Origin of the sequence: Clostridium pasteurianum DSM 525 = ATCC 6013, assembly GCF_000807255.1 — a bacterium.
Lineage (GTDB): Bacteria > Bacillota > Clostridia > Clostridiales > Clostridiaceae > Clostridium_I > Clostridium_I pasteurianum.
Window position 1 is genome coordinate 1,425,532 of the sequence record NZ_CP009268.1, and the last position, 20,730, is coordinate 1,446,261.

17 protein-coding genes are annotated in these 20,730 nt (G+C 29.3%); 15 read left to right on the forward strand and 2 right to left on the reverse strand.

The annotated features are described in order from the left end of the window. Positions 1–244: 244 nt before the first annotated feature. The 4 genes from epsC to nth all read left to right on the forward strand — a co-directional run bounded on the left by epsC (position 245) and on the right by nth (position 3,675). Positions 245–802 carry a serine O-acetyltransferase EpsC gene (gene epsC / locus CLPA_RS06400; protein WP_003446241.1) on the forward strand — a complete coding sequence of 186 codons (558 nt, stop codon included), beginning with the start codon at positions 245–247 and terminating at the stop codon, positions 800–802. A gap of 302 nt (positions 803–1,104) precedes the next feature. Next, positions 1,105–2,085 (forward strand): tRNA epoxyqueuosine(34) reductase QueG, encoded by a 981-nt coding sequence (gene queG / locus CLPA_RS06405; RefSeq protein ID WP_003446242.1) that lies wholly within the window; start codon positions 1,105–1,107, stop codon positions 2,083–2,085. Between the two features lie 203 nt (positions 2,086–2,288). Then, a complete protein-coding gene (locus tag CLPA_RS06410) occupies positions 2,289–2,993 on the forward strand; it encodes a lysophospholipid acyltransferase family protein (RefSeq protein ID WP_003446244.1) in 705 nt (234 codons plus the stop codon). 43 nt (positions 2,994–3,036) lie between these two features. After that, positions 3,037–3,675, forward strand: a complete 639-nt coding sequence (gene nth, locus CLPA_RS06415; RefSeq protein WP_003446256.1) for an endonuclease III — start codon at positions 3,037–3,039, stop codon at positions 3,673–3,675. A 240-nt stretch (positions 3,676–3,915) separates the two neighbouring features. Here nth and CLPA_RS06420 read toward each other — a convergent pair whose 3' ends face one another. Further along, complete coding sequence (locus tag CLPA_RS06420) at positions 3,916–4,188, reverse strand: STAS-like domain-containing protein (RefSeq protein ID WP_003446258.1); 273 nt, start codon at positions 4,186–4,188, stop codon at positions 3,916–3,918. A 461-nt stretch (positions 4,189–4,649) separates the two neighbouring features. Between CLPA_RS06420 and CLPA_RS06425 the strand changes: the two genes are divergently transcribed. Beyond that, entirely contained in the window at positions 4,650–5,093 is a 444-nt protein-coding gene (locus CLPA_RS06425; RefSeq protein ID WP_003446260.1) for a YaiI/YqxD family protein, read from the forward strand. A gap of 161 nt (positions 5,094–5,254) precedes the next feature. Here the strand turns inward: CLPA_RS06425 and pulA are convergent, their stop codons facing one another. Then, positions 5,255–7,408 carry a type I pullulanase gene (gene pulA, locus CLPA_RS06430; protein WP_003446262.1) on the reverse strand — a complete coding sequence of 718 codons (2,154 nt, stop codon included), beginning with the start codon at positions 7,406–7,408 and terminating at the stop codon, positions 5,255–5,257. A gap of 163 nt (positions 7,409–7,571) precedes the next feature. Between pulA and CLPA_RS06435 the strand changes: the two genes are divergently transcribed. From CLPA_RS06435 to gatB, 10 genes are all read left to right on the forward strand, one after another. After that, positions 7,572–9,578 carry a triple tyrosine motif-containing protein gene (locus tag CLPA_RS06435; RefSeq protein ID WP_003446264.1) on the forward strand — a complete coding sequence of 669 codons (2,007 nt, stop codon included), beginning with the start codon at positions 7,572–7,574 and terminating at the stop codon, positions 9,576–9,578. A gap of 177 nt (positions 9,579–9,755) precedes the next feature. Next, entirely contained in the window at positions 9,756–10,457 is a 702-nt protein-coding gene (locus tag CLPA_RS06440) for a lytic transglycosylase domain-containing protein (protein WP_003446266.1), read from the forward strand. Between the two features lie 16 nt (positions 10,458–10,473). Then, the gene (locus tag CLPA_RS06445) at positions 10,474–11,220 is read left to right on the forward strand and encodes a pseudouridine synthase (protein WP_003446267.1); all 747 of its coding nucleotides are present in this window, start codon (positions 10,474–10,476) and stop codon (positions 11,218–11,220) included. A gap of 237 nt (positions 11,221–11,457) precedes the next feature. Then, positions 11,458–11,796 carry a YerC/YecD family TrpR-related protein gene (locus CLPA_RS06450; protein ID WP_003446268.1) on the forward strand — a complete coding sequence of 113 codons (339 nt, stop codon included), beginning with the start codon at positions 11,458–11,460 and terminating at the stop codon, positions 11,794–11,796. Positions 11,797–12,051: 255 nt separating this feature from the next. Further along, on the forward strand, positions 12,052–14,343 hold the full coding sequence (pcrA, locus tag CLPA_RS06455) for a DNA helicase PcrA (protein WP_003446269.1): 2,292 nt from the start codon (positions 12,052–12,054) through the stop codon (positions 14,341–14,343). 110 nt (positions 14,344–14,453) lie between these two features. After that, positions 14,454–16,448 carry an NAD-dependent DNA ligase LigA gene (gene ligA, locus CLPA_RS06460; RefSeq protein WP_003446270.1) on the forward strand — a complete coding sequence of 665 codons (1,995 nt, stop codon included), beginning with the start codon at positions 14,454–14,456 and terminating at the stop codon, positions 16,446–16,448. Positions 16,449–16,531: 83 nt separating this feature from the next. Further along, on the forward strand, positions 16,532–16,807 hold the full coding sequence (locus CLPA_RS06465; RefSeq protein WP_003446271.1) for a hypothetical protein: 276 nt from the start codon (positions 16,532–16,534) through the stop codon (positions 16,805–16,807). Positions 16,808–17,313: 506 nt separating this feature from the next. Next, a complete protein-coding gene (gene gatC / locus CLPA_RS06470) occupies positions 17,314–17,601 on the forward strand; it encodes an Asp-tRNA(Asn)/Glu-tRNA(Gln) amidotransferase subunit GatC (RefSeq protein ID WP_003446272.1) in 288 nt (95 codons plus the stop codon). Positions 17,602–17,664: 63 nt separating this feature from the next. Then, a complete protein-coding gene (gene gatA / locus CLPA_RS06475; protein WP_003446274.1) occupies positions 17,665–19,125 on the forward strand; it encodes an Asp-tRNA(Asn)/Glu-tRNA(Gln) amidotransferase subunit GatA in 1,461 nt (486 codons plus the stop codon). A gap of 14 nt (positions 19,126–19,139) precedes the next feature. Further along, positions 19,140–20,570, forward strand: a complete 1,431-nt coding sequence (gatB, locus tag CLPA_RS06480) for an Asp-tRNA(Asn)/Glu-tRNA(Gln) amidotransferase subunit GatB (protein ID WP_003446284.1) — start codon at positions 19,140–19,142, stop codon at positions 20,568–20,570. Positions 20,571–20,730 lie beyond the last annotated feature (160 nt).

Here is a 20,730-nt window from a genome sequence, read left to right on the forward strand (position 1 = left end):
TGCTTGAATATGTAGCTTTTAGAGTGGATATCGGCTATCAACTTCGTCTCTATAATGAGGGGGAGTTTTTTATTTTATATAAAAAAATATATGAATGAATCTACTCTTGTTGAAGTTGTTATTTTGCCACCAAGGTTAGATAAATTATCTAAAATCTTGTGGTTGTTAACGTGTCTATAAGAATAGAGCACTATAGTAACTATTAATCAAATAAATTTTATATATTTATTGAGGTGAGAAATTAATGTTTAATAAACTAAAATATGATTTAGACAAAATAATGGAAAACGACCCTGCTGCTAGAAATAGGATTGAAGTATTTTTACTTTATCCTTGTGTACACGCTGTATTATGGAGTAGAATAGCTCATTTCTTTTATAAATCAAAAATGTTTTTTTTAGCAAGATTAATTTCACAATTAGCAAGATTTTTTACAGGAATAGAAATACATCCTGGTGCAAAAATCGGAAAAGGACTTTTTATAGATCATGGAATGGGAGTTGTAATTGGTGAAACCGCAGAAGTTGGAGATAATGTAGTATTATATCACGGAGTTACTCTAGGCGGAACTGGTAAGCATAAAGGTAAGAGACATCCTACAGTTGGAAATAATGTGCTTATAGGCAGTGGAGCTAAGGTGCTTGGGCCTGTAAAGATTGGAGATAATGTTAAAATAGGAGCTAATGCAGTAGTTTTAACGGATATTCCTGATAATTGCACAGCAGTTGGGGTACCTGCAAGGATAATTCCTCCCAGGATTGGAGAAAAAAATATAATTGATATGAAGGATTATATGAAATAGTTTATTTATAGTCATTATTTTTAAATCATTAATTATTATTAAAATATCTTCTCTATCTTAATTAATTGACAAAATGTATAATTTAGTTATAAAATTATGGATAATATAAATAGATTTTTTAATTAACGGGGGGGTATATCCCGGTTAAGTTTAGATAAATTAGCTAAAAAGTCATTATTGTCGGCTGCATTTACTGAAGATGCAGCCCTGCAATGAATAATTATAGTAAAAACTGCTTTTGTGAAAGCAGTTTTTTTATATAAAAATTAATTATTATATTTAAAATAAATGGAGAAAAGAACATGGATAATAAAACTCATATAATAAATTTCTGCAAAGAATTAGGTATTTCAGAAGTGGGTTTTTGTAGATGTGAGAATTTTTATGAACTAGAAAGATATCTTAATAAAAGAAAAAATGAAGGAGTGGAAAATGAATTTGAAGAAAAAGATATAAATAAGAGAATAAATCCCAATTACTATATGGAAGAAGGGAAAACTATTATATCTATAGCTTTTCCCTATAGCTTTTATTTACACAAAGATGAGGAAATGTATTTTTCTTTATATACAAGAGGAAAAGATTATCATAAAGTTGTGTCCAATTATCTTGAAAAGGTATGTGAATTTATAATAAAAATAGGAGGAAAAGCAAAATATTTTGTGGATAGTAATGCTCTTCCAGAAAGATATATTGCCTGTAAAAGCGGAATAGGATTTATAGGTAAAAATAACATGCTCATCAATAAAAAATATGGATCTTATATATTCTTAGGAGAAATTATAACAAATTTGTCTATAGAGCCAGATGAACCCTGTAAAAATCAATGTGGCGAATGTGAAAGATGTATAAAAGCATGCCCTACGAAATCTATAAATAAATATTTTAATAATCCTAATATATGTTTATCTTATATAACACAAAAAAAAGACATAGAGGATAAGTGGTTTGAAAAGTTTAATGGAAGACTATTTGGCTGTGATACCTGTCAATTGGTATGCCCTTTTAATTATGAAGTAAAATACTCAGAAATAGATGATTTTAAACCTTTGGAATTTATGAATAATGTAAATCTATATGAACTTATAAGTATAGATAATAAAATTTTTAGAGAAAAATATAAAATAACTTCCTGTGGCTGGAGAGGTAAAAATATAATTCAAAGAAATGCACTTATAAATTTTATTATGAAGAAGAATGAAAATAAAATGCATAATTTGGAAATAGTTTCGCCTTATGTAAGAGAATACTTTAATAGACTTTTAAATTTTAATAAATTATAATATAATAAAGTATCTGAAAATAATTAGCATATTTGTTAGTTTATTTTCAATTTTAAATGTAAGCTGTAATAATTTATGAATAAATTTTATTCTGTATTCTATAGTTATAATAACTATTCAGGGGATAAAATTTATTTCATATGGAATCTATAGCTTAAAATCTGGAATTATATATTTTTATTGATTTGAAAGGTGTGGTTTGATTGATTATTTCTCCTAAAATATTGAAACTATTAGAACTTCTTCCTACAAGTGTTCTTAGAATTTTTGCCGTTAAATTTCTATCAGGAATTATGGACAAGTACGCTGATATAAGTATATCAGGGATGGAAAATTTAGATGGAGAAGAAGGTCCTTTTTTATTTATAGGAAATCATCTCAGTAATTCTGATGGAATAGTTTTATGGAAAGTTATGAAGAAATGGGATCCTACTTTTGTAGCGGGAGTAAAATTACAGAAGGATGCTTTAACATATTTAGGTACAATAGCTGTTAAAAATACACCTATAGTACCTAATACCGCAGATAAAGCAGGTATATCTAATATAATAAAATTGATTAAAAGTGGTGAAAATATAGTTATGTTTCCTGAAGGAACAAGAAGTCGAGTGGGAGCTATGATAAAAGCTAGAAAGGGGCTTAATTTGATTGTAAAGCTCAGTAAAGCCAGACTTGTTCCCATAGGAATATATGGTTCTGAAAAACTTTTGCCAATAGGTAAGGATGCAGATATGAATAGAGAAACTCTTCACAAGGCAAAGGTGTATATAAAAATAGGTAAACCGTTTGAAATGGTTAAAAGAAATGCAGGAGAAGATAGAAAAGAATATGAAGAAAGGGCTACTGATGAGGCTATGAGAAAGATTGCAGAACTTTTACCAGAAGAATATAGGGGAGTATACAAGTAAAAAATGTGTAAACTAACACTATCAAACTAGAGGTGGTAATAAGTTGAATAAAAAAGATATTGATAATACTCTTAAAATTTTAAGTAAAGTTTATAATGAAGCAAAATGTGCACTAAATTTTAATAGTGCTTATGAACTGCTAATTGCTACAATTTTATCAGCTCAATGTACAGATGTAAGAGTTAATATAGTAACTGAAAAATTATTTAGTAAATATAATACTCCAGAAAAAATGGTGGAATTAACAGATACAGAACTTCAAGAAATAATTAAACCCTGTGGATTCTATAAAAATAAAAGTAAGAATATTTTAGCTACATCAAGGGAATTATTATTTAATTATAATAGTCAGGTTCCAAAGACTATGGAAGAGCTTACTAAATTACCCGGGGTTGGAAGAAAAACTGCCAATGTAGTAATGTCAAATGCCTTTAATATACCTGCTATAGCAGTAGATACTCATGTCTTCAGGGTATCTAAAAGAATAGGATTTGCATCAGGAGATAATCCTCTTGAAGTAGAACAAGAACTTAGAAAGGTTATTCCTAAAAATATGTGGAGTAATGCTCATCATTATTTAATATGGCATGGAAGAAAAATATGTAAAGCTAGAAAGCCACAATGTGAAATTTGTCCTATAAGTGAATATTGCAATTATTATAAGGAAAACTTTAAGTTGTAATTTAGTTTTAAAAGAAGAGAAAATAGGAGAAAAGAACGAAACTTTTCTCCTATTTTCTCTTTGTACTTTAATGTTTATTTAGGATTTTCCCAATAATGAGAACATTAAGTTATATATAACAGTTATCTTATTTGATAGATATTTTGTCTGGATTATAGTAGATAATTCAAAAAAATAAATACAGCTAAAAGGGTTCAGCTTTTAGCTGTAATATAAGGAAAGGGAAAGTATATATAATAATTACATAATAGCTGTTCCTTGAACAACTCTATTGTAATTGTATATATCTGATAAATTTTTAACTTTAATGTGTTGAAAGGATTTATTCCTATCTTCAGTGTATAATAAATCAGAAAATAGATTGTAGAAAAAAGTTGTAGGCACCTCATCAATACCAGTAAAATCAAGCACTACAGCATCATTGTTATTAGAAATTTTACTCTTTAATAAAATAGCGTCCTCACAGGTAAATTGACCACCAATAATATTTTTTACATTCAAAACTTTTTCCATTTTTATATTCCTCCTATCAACTTAAAGAAATTATCATTAATTTGTGTACTAATCTTATGGTTCTATTATATAACAGTCTTTTGTACTTGTCAAATTTTTAACAATAAATTTTAAAAAAATATTTTAAATCGTTATATTAAATTAATTTATCAATAGAATTGCATATTTTATTAATAAATTATGGTATTAAACTATAATTTGTTATTGATATAAAAATAATATTTGTAGAATTTATATATATAATCAATAAAAAAATTGAAAAAAATTCATGGACTTGATTTATTTATATATATAATTTAAAATTTTGCTTATATATAAAGAACGCTTATTTCAAATTATAGATATCTAATTTTTGAAAATAAATTTTAATATATAAACTTTAAAATTTATTTTCAAGTTATAACATTTAATTATACATCAGATATCTGCAATAAATTATGAATATGAAAGGATTTTTTAATTTGAGAATAATAGTAGATGCAGATGCTTGCCCTGGGAGAAATATAATAGAAAAAGCAGCAATAGAAAATTATATAGATGTTTTTATGTATTGTGATATAAATCATATTTTAAAAAGTAATTATAGTAAAATTATTTATGTAGACAGTGGTTTTCAAAGTGTAGACATGAAAATTGTAAATGAAGCTAAAAAAGAGGATATAGTTATAACTCAGGATTTTGGGGTGGCAGCAATGGTGCTTGGTAAAGGTGCCTATGCTATAAGTCCTAAAGGAAGAATATACAGCAATGATAATATTGAAAGACTTTTATTTGAAAGGCATTTGGGGCAGAAAATAAGGAGAGGAGGAGGGAGGACTTTAAATCATAAGAAAAGAAATATTGAAGATGATGAGAGATTATATAATAGTCTTATAAAGATTATAAATTCCCAAAAAGGTGAATAGCCACAAGGTCTTAAGGGTATAAGAATATTATAATTTGAAGGTAAATAATATTAATGATAATTGCGAAAAAGTAAGACCTTGAAGGCTTTTATTAAGTAAACTTAAACAGCTATTAATAAATCTGAATTAATTATTTTAATAACTATAAAACTATGAATTCATTACAAATTATTGTAAAGTATATTTATACTTATACCGTCAATATGATAAGAATCATTTATATTATAGGTATGAATGGTTTTTTCATTGATAGTATGCCTATCTACTACTAGGTTCCAGTAGCTATATTTTGGTAATTTTATTTCAGCAGAATCATTATTTGCATTATATATTACTAAGATATTTTTCCATGTATCATTATTTGCATTATTCTTTAGAATAAAAGCCACTGTATTTTTAGGTAGATCCTCTAAAAATTCTAAATTATTTTTTATATCTGTCAAAGAAGTCATCCTAAAAGCTGGGTGATTTTTTCTTAAGATTATTAGATTTTTAATATAATTTACCATATACATATATTTATCTCTTCTGTTCCAATCAATCCAATTTATATAATCCGGTGAATTGTAGCTGTTTTCAATGCCTTCTTTTGTTCTTAAAAACTCACAGCCAGAGTGTATAAAGGGAATTCCTTGACTGGTAAGAATAATTCCTAAAGCTAATTTTACCCTATATGCTCTTATTTCATCGGATTCATTTCTATTGGTAAATTGCAGTTTATCCCAAAGTGTATTATTGTCATGGCAAGATACGTAATTTATTGATTGAACGGGAGAATAGAAAATTCCATTTAAAGTTTCAGAGTATTTTGTGCATCCTGTAACACACAAACGTATAGAATTTTCTAGATTTTTTTCTCCACTGATAAAGCCTTTAGCATTTTTATCAAAAGTACTTCCTTTTAAAGTATCTCTTATTATATCGTTGAAAAATCCTATTTGTGGAAGATGCAGAGCGTTGGATATAGCTGCTCTTTTACTGCTATCCAATGCTGTTTTCAGATTCCAACCTTCCCCATAGAGCATTATCTTTCTTTTGAAGGTATCTAATTTGTGACGAAGAATATTTATTGTATCAGTATCATGTATACCCATGAGATCTATTCTAAAGCCATCTATATGGTATTCACTGCACCAGTATAATACTGAATCAATTATAAATTTTTTCATCATCAGATTTTCAGAAGCAGTATCATTGCCGCAGCCGCTTCCATCAGAAAGGGTGTTATCATCATTATATCTAAAATAATAGCCGGGAAATATTTTTTGAAAACAATTATTTTTGTAGTCGAATATATGATTATATACTATGTCCATATTAATGGATATTCCATTTTTATGAATAGAATAAATCATTTTTTTTAATTCTTTAATTCTGCACACTGAGTCATATGGATCTGTAGAATAAAGACCTTCCGGCACATTATAATTTTCTGGATCATATCCCCAGTTGTATCCAATAGGATTAGTTTCATCTATACTAATATAGGAAAAGTCAAATATAGGCATTATTTGTATATGAGTTATACCAAGAGATTTTAAATAATCTATACCTGTAGGCTGATTATTTAAGGTTTTGCAATTTTCTTCAGCAAGACCTAAAAATTTACCTTTATTTGGAATACCGCTGTTAGGATTTATACTTATATCCCTAATATTAATTTCATATACAATTGCATCAGTATAATTAGATAAATTATCTGGAGAAATATCTTTTTCAAAATCCTGTGGGTCTGTTTCTTTAATATCCATTATATAGCCTCTATAACCATTAATGCCTACTAATTTTGCATAGGGATCGACAGTTTCATTGATATTTCCGTATACATTTACTCTGTAAGTATAAAAACAGTTTTTTAAGTCTTCATTTACAGTTACAGACCAAAGTCCTTTACTTTCTATCATAGGGAATTCTCTTGGAGTTTCATCTATAGAAGGATCTCCATTTTTGTAAATTAACAAATTTATTGAGGTTGCAACTGGTGACCATACTCTAAAATCTGAAAAGTTTTTTTTATATATAAGACCAAGTTCCTCTAATGTAAAAAATCGTCCATTAAATTCTTCTGAGGAGAATAACTTAAAATAGCTGCAACCCTTAGTGATGTTGTCATAGATTAAAAAACATTCACTTTTTATATCTATTTCTTCTAATAATATTATGGTTATAGTATTATTATCAATATAGCGTGTTTTTATATCTAAAAATTCAGCTCTATTTTTTATACTGAACTTTGATAAGTTAATTCCAGTAGAATTGTCAATTATTATTTCCAGTTCTTTAAAACCTTTGACGGATGCACTAATAATATTCATCTTAGCCCTCCATAAAATTTATAAAAATAAATTAATAAATTTATTTATATTATTAATTTATAATATTAGATAATTAGAAAAATGTAAATAAAAACCTTGTTACAAATAATGGAATCATAGTATAATGTAAAAAGGATATTCTTAAAACAGGGGATGAAGATATATGAATGAACTTGAAATTAATTTTAGTAATGAAAGCCCTCAAAAAGTAAATAGTGAGATAATCATTTCCATAAAAAACAAAATAGAAGAAAATTTATTATATAAATATTGTATAGGTTTAAACGGCAAATGGACAACCTTGAAAGAATTTTCCAGAGATACTAGCGCTATTTGGAAACCAGCAGAAGATGGTATATATACTATTATAGTTCAAGCAAAGGTAGAAAATGAAAAAAAACCTTTTAGTTATTTAGGAAAAGCTGATTATGTCATTGGAGAAGTTGAAAAAAATATTATAAAATCTGTAACTTTGGACAGAAGAGAGTTAACAGTGGGAGAGAAAATAACAGCTAAGGTTGAAACCGTAAGAACGGGAATTTTATTTAGATATTCTATTGTTGAAAATGGAAAATGGCGTCTTTTAAAAGATTATAGTGCAGAAAACATGATAACTTGGACTGTTACAAAGATAGGAAGACAGGAAATTGTAGTTAATTGCAAGCTTATAGATTCAAAGGAAAAATTTGATGATATGAAAAGTGTTGAGTTTAATGTGCTGCCTATAAAAGACATACATATTAAGGATTTTAGATGTCTTACAGAAGAGCTTTTTATGGATAATGAAATGATATTTCAAGTGGATGTTGAACATGATGACAGTAGATTGATATTATATAAATTTGTAAAAATAAATTCAGAGGGAAAGGCAGAGTGTATACAGAATTATTCTACAAAGAGAGTAGTAAGTTACATAGAAAAAGATTATGGAGAATTCAAGCTTCTATGTCTGGTTAAAGATATGTATTCACCAAAGGAATATGATGATAGAGCCTTAATTTTATATAAAATAAAAAAATATAAACCTGTAATAATTAAAAATTTCACTTGTGATGTGATATCTCCTCAAACAGTAGGCCAGGAAATAAACTTCAAAGTTTTAGCTGAAGGAGGCAAAGAGCTTTTGTATAGATTTACAATAAATGGTAATTTTAATCAGGATACAGGATACATAAGAAATAATAACTTTAGTTGGAAACCTAAAGTAGCAGGTGAGTACAAAATAACTTTATTTGTAAAAGATGCTTCCTTTGAAGAAAATTATGAAGATAAGGCTGAAATTGAATTTTTAATAGATGAAGAACGCAGAGATCCTGTAACTATTAAGGAAGTAATCACTGACAAAAAGACTAAAATGCTCATTGGAGATACAATAAATATAGAGGTTATAGCAGAAGGAGGAATAGAACTTAAATATGCTTTTATTGTAAGAAGTGGAGATAAAGAACTTGAAAGGATAGAATATGGCCACTGTAATTGGGTAAACTACACTCCAGAAAAGTCAGGAGTGTATGAAATAGAGGTAAGGGTAAAGGATAAATTTTCAGAGAAGGAATATGATTGTTCTTATATTGTCTATGTAGAAGCCTTTGATTATATACCTGCCAATATAGACTATATACTGATACCTGCCAATGATTATTATATGGTTGGCAATAAGATAGAAATTACAGTTATAGCGGAAAATACCAGAGATATTTTGAATAAATATGTACTGAGAATTAATAATCGTAAAGTAGAAGAAACAAATTATGAACAAGTATCTCAGTATACATTAAATCCTAAATGTGCAGGAATTTATAATATTGATATATTTGCTAAAAATAGAAAAAGCGATAGAAAATTTGATTGTAAAAAATCTATAAAGATTATAATACATGATAGTCTACCTGTAACTAATACTACAATAGAGTGCGACAAGCTTCATCCAAAAATTAATGAAGGAGTTACTTTTAATGTAAGCAGTGAAGGTGGGGAGGAAGTAGCCTATGAATTCTATTTAATGGAACAGGGAGAATGGAGTTTGGTACAAAAATATAGTAGAAAAAATTTTTATACTTTTATGCCATTTATGGAAGGAAATTATAAGCTATTGGTTTTAAGTAAAAGTCAGCTTAATAAATCTTCTTATGAAGATTATGCTATATTAGGATTTGATGTAGAAAAATAATAATATTATTAGTATAATGGAAGAGTAATTAAAAATGTTAAAATAAATAACTAGCATACAGGCTAGTTATTTTATTAAATAAACTGTTAATTGTATGAAGATTTATATATTCTATATAGATGATAGTGAACTACTTAGATAATAGTTATAGTACAAATTAATTTTGAGGGTGGTAGTATGCAAACAAATGATATTACTGGTATGTTACAATATGAACTTATGAATCAAATGCTTAAAAGCATAGCTCAGAGCAATTCTATAGATGGCGAAGATAGTACTCAGCAGAGTATGTTTGATATACTTATGCAAAGTATGCTGGATTCAACTAAAGATAATACCGGAAAAATTGATATCAATAAATTGAATTTTTTAGGTGATAGTGATTTGAGTAAACTAGGCTATGGTGCTGGTACAAAATTGGATAATTCAAATATATCATCAATTCCCTATAACAGCATTATAAGTGAAGATGTGAAGAAAGATGTGAGTAATAATAATTTAACTATAGATGAAGCAGTGGATAGAGCTTCTAAAAAATATGGAGTTGATAAAAAACTTATATTAGCAGTTATAAAACAAGAATCATCTTTTAATCCAAGTTCTACATCAAATGCAGGAGCTATGGGACTTATGCAGCTTATGCCTGGTACTGCACGGGAACTGGGAGTTGAAAATGCCTATGATGTAGGTGAGAATGTAGATGGAGGTACAAAATATCTAAAACAAATGTTAGATACTTTTGGAAATTATAAAATGGCACTTGCGGCCTATAATGCAGGTCCTGGGGCGGTACAAAAAAGTGGAGAAAATATAAATAAACTCCCAAGTGAAACTCAGAATTATGTAGCTAAGGTTTCGCAATATTACAAAAATGCTTAGGACGTGAATTTTTATAATGGAAAGATTAGATAAGATATTGGCTAATTCTGGATATGGTTCTAGAAAAGATGTGAAAAAGTTAATTAAAAGTGGTCTCATAGAAGTAGACGGAAAAAAAGTAAAATCATCTAATATACAAGTAGATGTAAAAGAAAATAATATAACTGTTAAGGGAGAGACTCTGATATATAAAAAGCATATTTACTTAATGATGAATAAGCCTGCTGGAGTAGTTTCTGCTACTTTTGACAATTATGATGAGACTGTGATAGATCTTCTTGAAGAATATCATGCTTCATTTAATCCTTTTCCTGTAGGAAGACTTGATAAGGATACTGTAGGACTCCTTATTTTAACCAATGATGGTGATTTAAATCATAAAATGATTTCACCTAAGTGGCATGTGAATAAGGTATACTATGCAGAAATTGATAAAGTTGTTGACGAAGAGGATATAAGGGCTTTTGAAGATGGAATAGAGATAGATGATGGATATAAGTGCATGCCTGCAAAACTTGATATACTTAATGTAGATTCCAATGGCTCTAGAGTTATGGTAACTATTCAGGAAGGAAAATTTCATCAGGTTAAACGAATGTTTTTAGCAAGAAATAAAAAAGTTGTATATTTAAAGAGAGTTAGTTTTGGTAGAATTCATTTAGATGAAAGTATAAAAGAAGGAGACTATAGAGAACTAACTGAAGGAGAATTGAAGCAAGTTCTTAATTCAGGTGGGGATTCTTTTACCCCATCTGAATTTTAGAACTGCAAATGCATGACTTACTTGGCGTTGAACTTCCACTTGAAGAAAAGCAGACAAAACAAAATTTATTTTGTATTTGGTCGCTTTCGCAGCGTGCAAGCAGAGAACCAAAATCTTGTTTTTGATTTTGTGTGAATCGCTGTATAGAGTGCGAGGGAGACTTACGCTAAGTTAGTCAGGTGAAAAATTTTAAAAGAAATTTGATTTATTTAATGTCTTTCTGGAGAGGTGAATTAAATGACAAAGTATGAATCAAAACTTGAAAGTGAAAATATGAATTTCCTTTGTGATGCTATTTTAAGTTTGGAAACAAGAGAAGATTGTTACAGATTTTTTGAAGACATATGTACAATCAATGAAGTTAAAGCTATTGAGCAAAGGCTTCAGGTTGCTAAAAGGCTGGTACAAAAGCAAACCTATACAAATATAGGGGAAGCTACAGGAGCCAGTACTGCTACTATAAGCCGGGTTAACAGATGTCTTAATTATGGTAGTGATGGATATGCATTAGTACTAAAAAAACTAGGAATAATAGAATCAGAAAAGCAGGGCAATAATGATAAAGGTGAAGAGTAATTTTACATAGTAAAGGGGTTTGCTGAAGAAGTATGCAGTGGACCTTTTCTTTGTGTTGGAAAGGTGTATACCTTTCTTGATTAATAGGTTTCATATTTATATGAATTGAATGTTTAAATACATATTCTAAATGATATAATAAATAATAGTCAATTAAATATTCTCAATAATTTACAATTATATGAGATCTTTTAGGAGTTAAGTGCTTTATAATAAATAAATTTATTATGAGTATTAGAAACGGGAGGAAGCAAAATGGATTTAAAAAAACTATTAAATAAAGAACAATATGAGGCGGCAACAGCAGTAGATGGACCTGTACTGGTATTAGCAGGAGCAGGATCAGGTAAAACTAGAGTTCTTACTTATAGAATTGCTAATATGATTGAAAATTTGAATGTCTATCCATCACAAATATTAGCTATAACTTTTACTAATAAGGCGGCTCAGGAAATGAAGGAAAGAGTCCGCGCTCTTGTGGGCAGTGAAGCTGATAATATGTGGGTATCAACATTTCATTCCACCTGTGTGAGAATACTTAGAAGAGAAATAGATAAAATTGGATACAATAAAAATTTTACAATATATGATAGTGCAGATCAAAAAACTTTAATAAATCAATGCATAAAAGAAGTTGGTATCAACGATAAGGATATAACTGATAAAGAAATAATATCTAAAATAGGAGCTCAGAAGGACAATTTAGTATCTGCACAAGAATACAAAAGAAAGAATGAGAATAACTTTAAATTAAATAGGATTGCAGAGGTTTATCTTTTGTATCAGAAGAAACTTAAAGAAAACAATGCTTTAGACTTTGATGATTTAATATTTAAAACTGTTGAATTATTTAAGAAACAAGAAGACGTACTGCAATTTTACCAGAGAAAATTTAGATACATAATGATAGATGAATATCAAGATACAAATAAAGCTCAGTATGAATTGGCAAGACTACTAGCAAAAGAACATAAGAATATATGCGTGGTGGGAGATGATGATCAATGCATATACGGATGGAGAGGAGCAGATATAAGAAATATACTTGACTTTGAAAAGGACTATAGGGATGCTAAAGTAATAAAACTGGAAGAAAACTATAGATCAAAGGCAAATATACTAAAAGCAGCCAATGGGGTCATTAAAAACAATCCTCATGAGCATTTTAAACTACTTAGAACCAGAAATGAAGATGGAAGTAAGATAAAACTGTATAGAAGTTACTCGGATATGGAAGAAGTGGAATTTGTGGCTAACGAGATAAAAAAGGCTATGGATTCAGGAGATAGAACCTATAAGGACTTTGCTGTACTCTATAGAACTAATGCTCAATCAAGATTATTTGAAGACATATTTATGAAAAGGCATATTCCCTATAGAATAATTGGTGGATTAAAATTCTATGATAGAAAAGAAATTAAAGATATAATGGCTTATCTTAAGCTTATATCCAATCCACTAGATAATATAAGTTTAAAGAGAATTATAAATGTACCTAAAAGAGGTATAGGAGCTACTACTGTAGACAAAATTGAAAAGTTTGCCAATGAAATTGAAGAATGCCTTTATAGTTGTCTATTAGATATACAAAATATACCAGGACTTACTGCACGAAATGTCTCTTCTATAAATAAATTTATAAGTATAATAAATAGCTTTGTTATAAGAAAAGATGAGATAAAAGTTTCTACGTTAATTGAAGAACTTCTTGGACAAACAGGATATCTGCAGGAATTGAAGAAATCCAATGATTTGCAAGATGAAACAAGAATAGAGAATCTTCAAGAATTGGTTTCTGCTGCTGTGGATTTTGAAAATAACTCAGAGGATAAGTCTCTTTCGGCTTTTCTGGAAAAGACAGCTTTAGTTGCAGATGTGGATAATTATGATGAAGAATCAGACTCTGTTGTGATGATGACGGTTCACAGTGCTAAAGGACTAGAATTTCCAGTAGTGTTTATGGTGGGAATGGAAAATGGTATTTTCCCTGGAGCAGCATCTTTGTCAGACTTTACTGAAATGGAAGAATCAAGAAGACTAGCCTATGTAGGTATTACAAGAGCCAAGGAAGAATTATATATGACTTCAGCACAGACGAGAAAAATTTTTGGAAGGACTGTTGGCTATGCTGAATCTGATTTTATAGCAGAAATTCCAAAAGAATTAAAGGAATATGTGAATATAGATGTAAGAAAAGGAAATGCCTTTAACAAGTTTTTAGGAAGTAATAATTTAAACAAAAATGATAACAGCAGATTTTCCTTTAACAAGGATATACCACCAAAAAATAGAGTGTTTGACAAGGGATTTTCTACACAATATACTGAAAGTATATTGAAATCTAATGGAATTTCAGAAAAGAAAGAGATAAAAGTACTTAGTGAAGATGAAGCTACAGCAGGCAGAAAAGTAAAACATTCTAAATTTGGAGAAGGAACCATTGTAGCCGTCAGCAAGAAAGATGGAAACGTAAATTTAACTATAGCTTTTAAAAATATGGGGATAAAAAATCTAAGATTGGACTTAGCACCTTTACAAATAATATAAAAAATTAACAAGATTTCTTTAAATTAAGCATATATTTTATTGTAATATAGCTTTTGCAGATTATACTTATTTTTTTCTGCTAAATAACATGAATGGAGTAATTTTTAGATATGAAGGATAAATTAAAGAGAATGGAAGATCTTATAGAAGAATTAAATAAGTATTCCTATGAATATTATACAAAGGATAATCCTAGTGTTTCTGATAGAGAATATGATATGAAATATGATGAACTTCTAACTTTGGAGAAGGAAACCGGTACAGTTTATCCTTATTCACCAACCCTGAGAGTAGGGGATGTGGTATTGCCGGAGTTCCAAAAATATACACATATAGCGAGACTCTGGAGCCTTGATAAAGCTCAATCCTTTAATGCGCTGGAAGAATGGCATAATAGGAATGTAAAGTTTATCAACAATTATAATAATTTAAATGAGGAGAAGTTGCCTCCTATAAAATATATTGTAACTAAAAAGTTTGATGGATTAACTGTAAATTGTACTTATGATAACAATGGCATTCTAGTAAAGGCTGCTACAAGGGGAACTGGTGAAATAGGAGAAGATGTAACCCAACAGGTAAAAACCATAAAATCTATTCCACTGAAAATTAAAAATAATGCTTTAATTGAAGTTCATGGTGAAGCCATAATGACTAAGGAAGCTTTTAATGAATATAATAAATCAGCAGCAGCTCCTCTTAAAAATCTTAGAAATGGAGCTGCTGGTGCTCTAAGAAATTTAAATGTAAAAGAGACAGCTAGAAGAAGACTTTCTGCCTTCTTTTATGATGTGGGCTATAATGAAGGTGAACCTTTTAAAAGCTATAAAGAAATGCTAAATTTTCTAATTGAAAAAAAATTTCCTGTAGATGAATACATGGGAGAATGTTCTAATTTGGAAGAAGTAAAGAGAGAAATAGAGATTGTGAGGAATTTAAGAGAAACTTTAAGCTATGATATAGATGGTGCAGTTATTGTTATAGATGATATGAGAACCAGAGAATTGATGGGATATACAGTTAAATTTCCAAAATGGGCAATAGCTTTCAAGTTTGAAGCTGAAGAAGCTACTACTAAACTTCTTTCTGTAGAATGGAATGTGGGAAGAAGTGGAAGAGTGACTCCTACAGCTATACTTCAACCAGTAGAGCTTGCAGGAGCTACAGTAAAAAGAGCCACTCTTAATAATATGGACGACATACAGAGAAAGGGTATAAAAATAGGAAGTAATGTTTTTGTAAGGAGATCCAATGATGTTATTCCAGAAATAATGGGAGTAGCGTCAGAACGTGATGATCAGCAGGAGATAATGCCTCCAAAAATGTGTCCTTATTGTGGCAGTGAGCTTGTACAAGATGGCGTACATTATTTCTGTGAAAATACATTATCCTGTAAGCCCCAGCTGGTAAAAAGTATAGTACATTTTGCCAGCAGAGAAGCTATGAATATAGAAGGCTTTAATGAAAAAACTGCAGAACAGTTATTTGAAAAAAGAGATATAAAATCTATAACAGATCTGTATAGAATAAAAAAGGAAGATCTTTTGGACTTAGATAAGTTTGCGGAGAAAAAGGCAGAAAAGCTTGTAAAAGCTATAGAAAAAAGTAAAAATTGCGAATTGTCATCTTTCATATATGCCCTTGGTATAGCAAATGTAGGTAAAAAAACTGCAAAAGATATAGTCAAAAAATTTAAAACTCTGGAAGAAGTAATGAGTTGTACCTATGAGGAATTAATTTCCATACAGGATATAGGAGAAATAGTTGCTAAAAGTGTTTTAGAATTTTTTAATGAGGATAAAATAATAAATACAATACAAGAACTGATTTCAGTTGGAGTAACGCCTTATTATGAAGAAGATACAGTTAAAGATAACCCATTTTTGGGTAAAACGGTAGTGGTAACAGGTACTTTAGAAAATTTCAGCAGAAGTGAAATAAAGGAAAAAATAGAATCCTTAGGAGCGAAGGTATCTGGCAGCGTCAGTAAAAAAACGGATTTTGTATTGGCAGGTAAAAATCCAGGATCTAAATATGATAAGGCATTAGAATTAAAGGTTGAAATAATAACTGAAGAAAGTTTTTACAAATTATTAAATAATTAGTAACTGTATATTGATAAAAAAACATTTACAATAATAAAAAAATCAATTAATATTATGGTGATAGTAAAATAGGAGGAAATAAAATGAAGAAAGCAATAAACCTTATTGGTTGGGTGTTTGTTTTATTAACAATGCTTACTTTAACCTTTACATTACTTACAACATATTTATTTGTTCGCCAGATAAGCTATTTTGATTCCTATAGTACATTTCAGCTATGCATGGCATTGACAATGATAATTTGGGCAATTAGAATGTTTATTGACAAGAAAGAGAGAACACAAAATCTTCTATATTCAGTTTCTTGTACACTTATTGCAATGGGAGCTGTATATTTTATGTACATAGGAGTATTTTAAATATGTAAAAATTTATTCTACATAAGCTGTAATTGAAGCAAGTTCTTAATTCAGGTGAAGATTCTTTTACCCCATCTGAATTTTAGAACTGCAAATGCATGGCTTACTTGGCGTAAGTCAGGTTAAAATTTATTTTATGCCGAATACATTTAGTTGTAAATAGATTTTAATTACAGCCTGTGTAGGCTTTTTTATTTTCTTAGAAAAAATAATTTGAATTTTTAAACTTTCTAGTATATAATAGTTACAAGTTTTAAGATAATTTTACCTAAAATAATAAATTTATCAGTTTTGAAATTAAGGGTTACCTGTAAGGTAACCTTATTTGTTATTAATAATTTTGTTTAAAATATTTGAGATTATACAATAATATATTGTATAATTTAATTTGGTAATATGGTAAGATAAATGGAAACATTAAATTACAGAGTATCTGGCTGCTTCAGCTTAAAGATATTAGTCATTGTATAAAAAGTAATTAAAGCTTTAAGAAAGAGAGGGGTACCATGTCAGTTTCAAAAAAAGATGTAGAATATGTTGCAGAACTTGCAAGACTTAGTTTTAATGAAGAAGAAAAAGAAGAATTAATAAAAGACCTAAATAAAGTTTTAGAGTATGTAGAGAAGTTAAATGAATTAGATACAGAAAACACAGATATAATTGTTAATCCTTATTATATTGAGAATAAATTTAGAGAAGATGAAATAGAAGCTTCAATGGAACTTAAAGAAGTTTTAAATAATGCGCCTCAAAAATTAGAAGAATATATAATGGTTCCTAAGATAATAGAATAGTATGGTGTTTAATTATTGTATTATTTTTAGATGTAGCTTAAAGATAATAATGGAGGTAAAAATATGGAATTACATAAACTTAAGGCCCATGAGTTAAAAGATTTAATAAAAAATAAAGAAGTCAAGGTGGAGGAAGTAACTAATTCCTTTTTAAATAGAATAGACGAGACTGATGATAAAATAGGAGCGTATTTATACAAGGCAGAAGAAGAGGCATTAAGTGAAGCTAAAAAGCTGGATGAGAGAATTGCAAAGGGAGAAGTACTTGATGGATTAGGAGGAGTTCCAGTAGCTGTAAAGGATAATATAAGTGTAAAGGGTATGCAAAATACCTGTGCATCAAAAATATTAGAAGGGTATATATCTCCGTATGATTCTACAGTTACACAAAAGATAAAGGAAGCAAATGGAATAATACTTGGGAAACTCAATATGGATGAGTTTGCCATGGGATCTTCAAATGAAAACAGTGGATATAAGAAAGTGGTAAATCCTTGGAATAATGAATTTGTTCCAGGTGGTTCCTCAGGAGCATCGGCAGCCTCTGTTGCAGCTTTTGAAGCACCTATATCCTTGGGTACTGAAACCGGTGGTTCAGTGAGACAGCCTTCTTCCTTTTGTGGAGTGGTTGGACTTAAGCCTACTTATGGAAGAATATCAAGATATGGCGTGGTAGCTTTTGGATCAACTTTGGATCAGGTTGGAACTATAGGAAGAGATGTAGAAGACTGTGCACTTTTAACTCAGAATATTGCAGGAGTGGATAACAGAGATTTTACTACAGTTAATATAGCTGTACAGAATTATAAAAAAAGTCTGGTAAAAGATATAAAGGGAAAGAAGATAGGCATACCTGAAGAATATTTTGGTGATGGACTTGATGACAATGTAAGAAAGAGCATAGAAGAAGCAATAAAAGTTTTAGAGGACAATGGTGCTGAAGTTAAAAGATGTTCACTTCCATTGACAGAATATGCACTGGCAGCTTATTATATAATATCCTCTGCAGAAGCTTCATCAAATTTAGCTAGATTTGATGGTATAAGATTTGGTCATAGATCCAAAGAGGCACAAGATGCTGTAGATATATATTCTAAATCAAGAAGTGAAGGTTTTGGTAAAGAAGTTAAAAGAAGAATAATGTTAGGTACATATGCACTATCAGCAGGTTATTATGATGCTTACTATAAAAAAGCTTTAAAGGTTAGAAATCTTATAAAGCAGGAATTTGAAAAAACATTTAAGGAATTTGATGTATTAGTTTCGCCTACATCACCCACAACTGCATTCAGATTTGGAGAAAAGACTAAAGATGTAGTTTCCATGTATCTGTCAGATGTTTATACAGTTCCAGTAAATATAGCAGGACTTCCAGCTATATCTGTGCCTTGCGGATTTGTAAATGATTTGCCAGTAGGATTGCAATTTATAGGAAATTATTTCAGAGAAGATGTTTTATTTAATTTTGCCTATAGCTATGAAGCATCTGCACAGTGGAATGAGAAAAAGGCTTTAGTTGAATAAGGAAGGTGAATAAAATGGAATATGAAGTTGTAATAGGGCTTGAAGTTCATACGGAACTTTCAACAAAAACTAAAATATATTGTGGATGTACAACAGAATTTGGAGGACAGCCTAATACCCATGTTTGTCCTGTATGTTTGGGACTTCCTGGTGCACTTCCACATTTAAATAAGAAAGTAGTGGAGTATGGGATTAAAGCAGGTCTTGCTTTAAATTGCTCCATAACAAAATATGGAAGAATGGATAGAAAAAATTATTTTTATCCTGATTGTCCTAAAAATTATCAGATAACTCAAGATGAATTACCACTTTGTACAGAGGGATATATTGAAATTGAATTGGAAGATGAAAGCATTAAAAAAATAGGAATAGAGAGAATACACATAGAAGAAGATGCAGGTAAGCTTTTACATACTGGCGTAGGTACTTTAGTTGATTTTAACAGAGCGGGGGTACCTCTAGCTGAAATAGTATCTAAACCAGATCTTAGAAGTCCAAAAGAAGCAGTTCAATATCTTGAAAAACTAAAGAGTATACTTTCATGTATAGGGGTTTCTGATTGTAAAATGGAAGAAGGATCTTTAAGATGTGATGCCAATATATCTGTTATGGAAAAGGGATCAGATAAATTTGGTGTTAGGACAGAAATAAAGAATATGAACTCCTTTAAAGCATTAGAAAAGGCATTAAACTATGAAACTGAAAGGCAGATAGTTGCCCTAGAAAAGGGAGAGAAGCTTACTCAGGACACAAGAAGATGGGATGATAATAACAATATAACTACTATAATGAGAAGTAAAGAATTTGCCAATGATTATAGATATTTTCCAGAAGGAGATCTTGTTACATTAAATATAGATGATAAATGGATAGAAGAAATCAGAGAGACAATACCTGAGCTTCCTTATGAGAAAGAAGTAAGATTTGTTAATGAGTTTAAAATTCCTAAATATGATGCCAAGGTTCTTACCCTTACAATGTCTATGGCAGAATTCTTTGAAGAAACTGCTGTATTAAGTGAAGATGCAAAAGCTTCATCAAATTGGCTTATGGGTGATATATCCAAAATAATGAAGGAAAATGCTGTATGGGTAGAAAATTTGAAATTTACTCCAAAGCAATTAGCTGAGCTTATAAAACTTATAAATGGGGGAACTATATCTAACGCTATAGGTAAAAAAATTATAGTTGACATGTTTAATACAGGTAAAAATCCTAAAGTTATTATTGAGGAAAAGGGATTGATTCAAAATAGTAATGAAGATGAGATTTTTAAAGTAGTTAAAAGCGTATTAGATAATAATGGTAAAACTATAGAGGATTATAAAAATGGAAGAAAGAGAGTTTTAGGATTTCTTGTAGGTCTTGTTATGAAAGAAACTAAAGGGAAGGCAAATCCTCAAATTGTAAATAAACTTATAAATGAAGAGATAAAAAAATATTAGTTAAAAAATAATAAAATTTAATATAATATACTAAAAAGTCCTGAGAATAAGATTTATAAAAATTTTCAGGACTATTTTTGTCTGCTTTTCTATAAGGTGGGAATAGCAGCTACAGGTTCCTGGATAATTCATCTAAAAAATTGTTTACTATAGGCAATAA

Coding starts and splice junctions, on each gene's coding strand:
- epsC (WP_003446241.1), top strand. CDS start 245: ATGTTTAATAAACTAAAATATGATTTAGACAAAATAATGGAAAACGAC.
- queG (WP_003446242.1), top strand. CDS start 1,105: ATGGATAATAAAACTCATATAATAAATTTCTGCAAAGAATTAGGTATT.
- CLPA_RS06420 (WP_003446258.1), bottom strand. CDS start 4,188: ATGGAAAAAGTTTTGAATGTAAAAAATATTATTGGTGGTCAATTTACC.
- pulA (WP_003446262.1), bottom strand. CDS start 7,408: ATGAATATTATTAGTGCATCCGTCAAAGGTTTTAAAGAACTGGAAATA.
- CLPA_RS06435 (WP_003446264.1), top strand. CDS start 7,572: ATGAATGAACTTGAAATTAATTTTAGTAATGAAAGCCCTCAAAAAGTA.
- CLPA_RS06440 (WP_003446266.1), top strand. CDS start 9,756: ATGCAAACAAATGATATTACTGGTATGTTACAATATGAACTTATGAAT.
- CLPA_RS06445 (WP_003446267.1), top strand. CDS start 10,474: ATGGAAAGATTAGATAAGATATTGGCTAATTCTGGATATGGTTCTAGA.
- CLPA_RS06450 (WP_003446268.1), top strand. CDS start 11,458: ATGACAAAGTATGAATCAAAACTTGAAAGTGAAAATATGAATTTCCTT.
- pcrA (WP_003446269.1), top strand. CDS start 12,052: ATGGATTTAAAAAAACTATTAAATAAAGAACAATATGAGGCGGCAACA.
- ligA (WP_003446270.1), top strand. CDS start 14,454: ATGAAGGATAAATTAAAGAGAATGGAAGATCTTATAGAAGAATTAAAT.
- CLPA_RS06465 (WP_003446271.1), top strand. CDS start 16,532: ATGAAGAAAGCAATAAACCTTATTGGTTGGGTGTTTGTTTTATTAACA.
- gatC (WP_003446272.1), top strand. CDS start 17,314: ATGTCAGTTTCAAAAAAAGATGTAGAATATGTTGCAGAACTTGCAAGA.
- gatA (WP_003446274.1), top strand. CDS start 17,665: ATGGAATTACATAAACTTAAGGCCCATGAGTTAAAAGATTTAATAAAA.
- gatB (WP_003446284.1), top strand. CDS start 19,140: ATGGAATATGAAGTTGTAATAGGGCTTGAAGTTCATACGGAACTTTCA.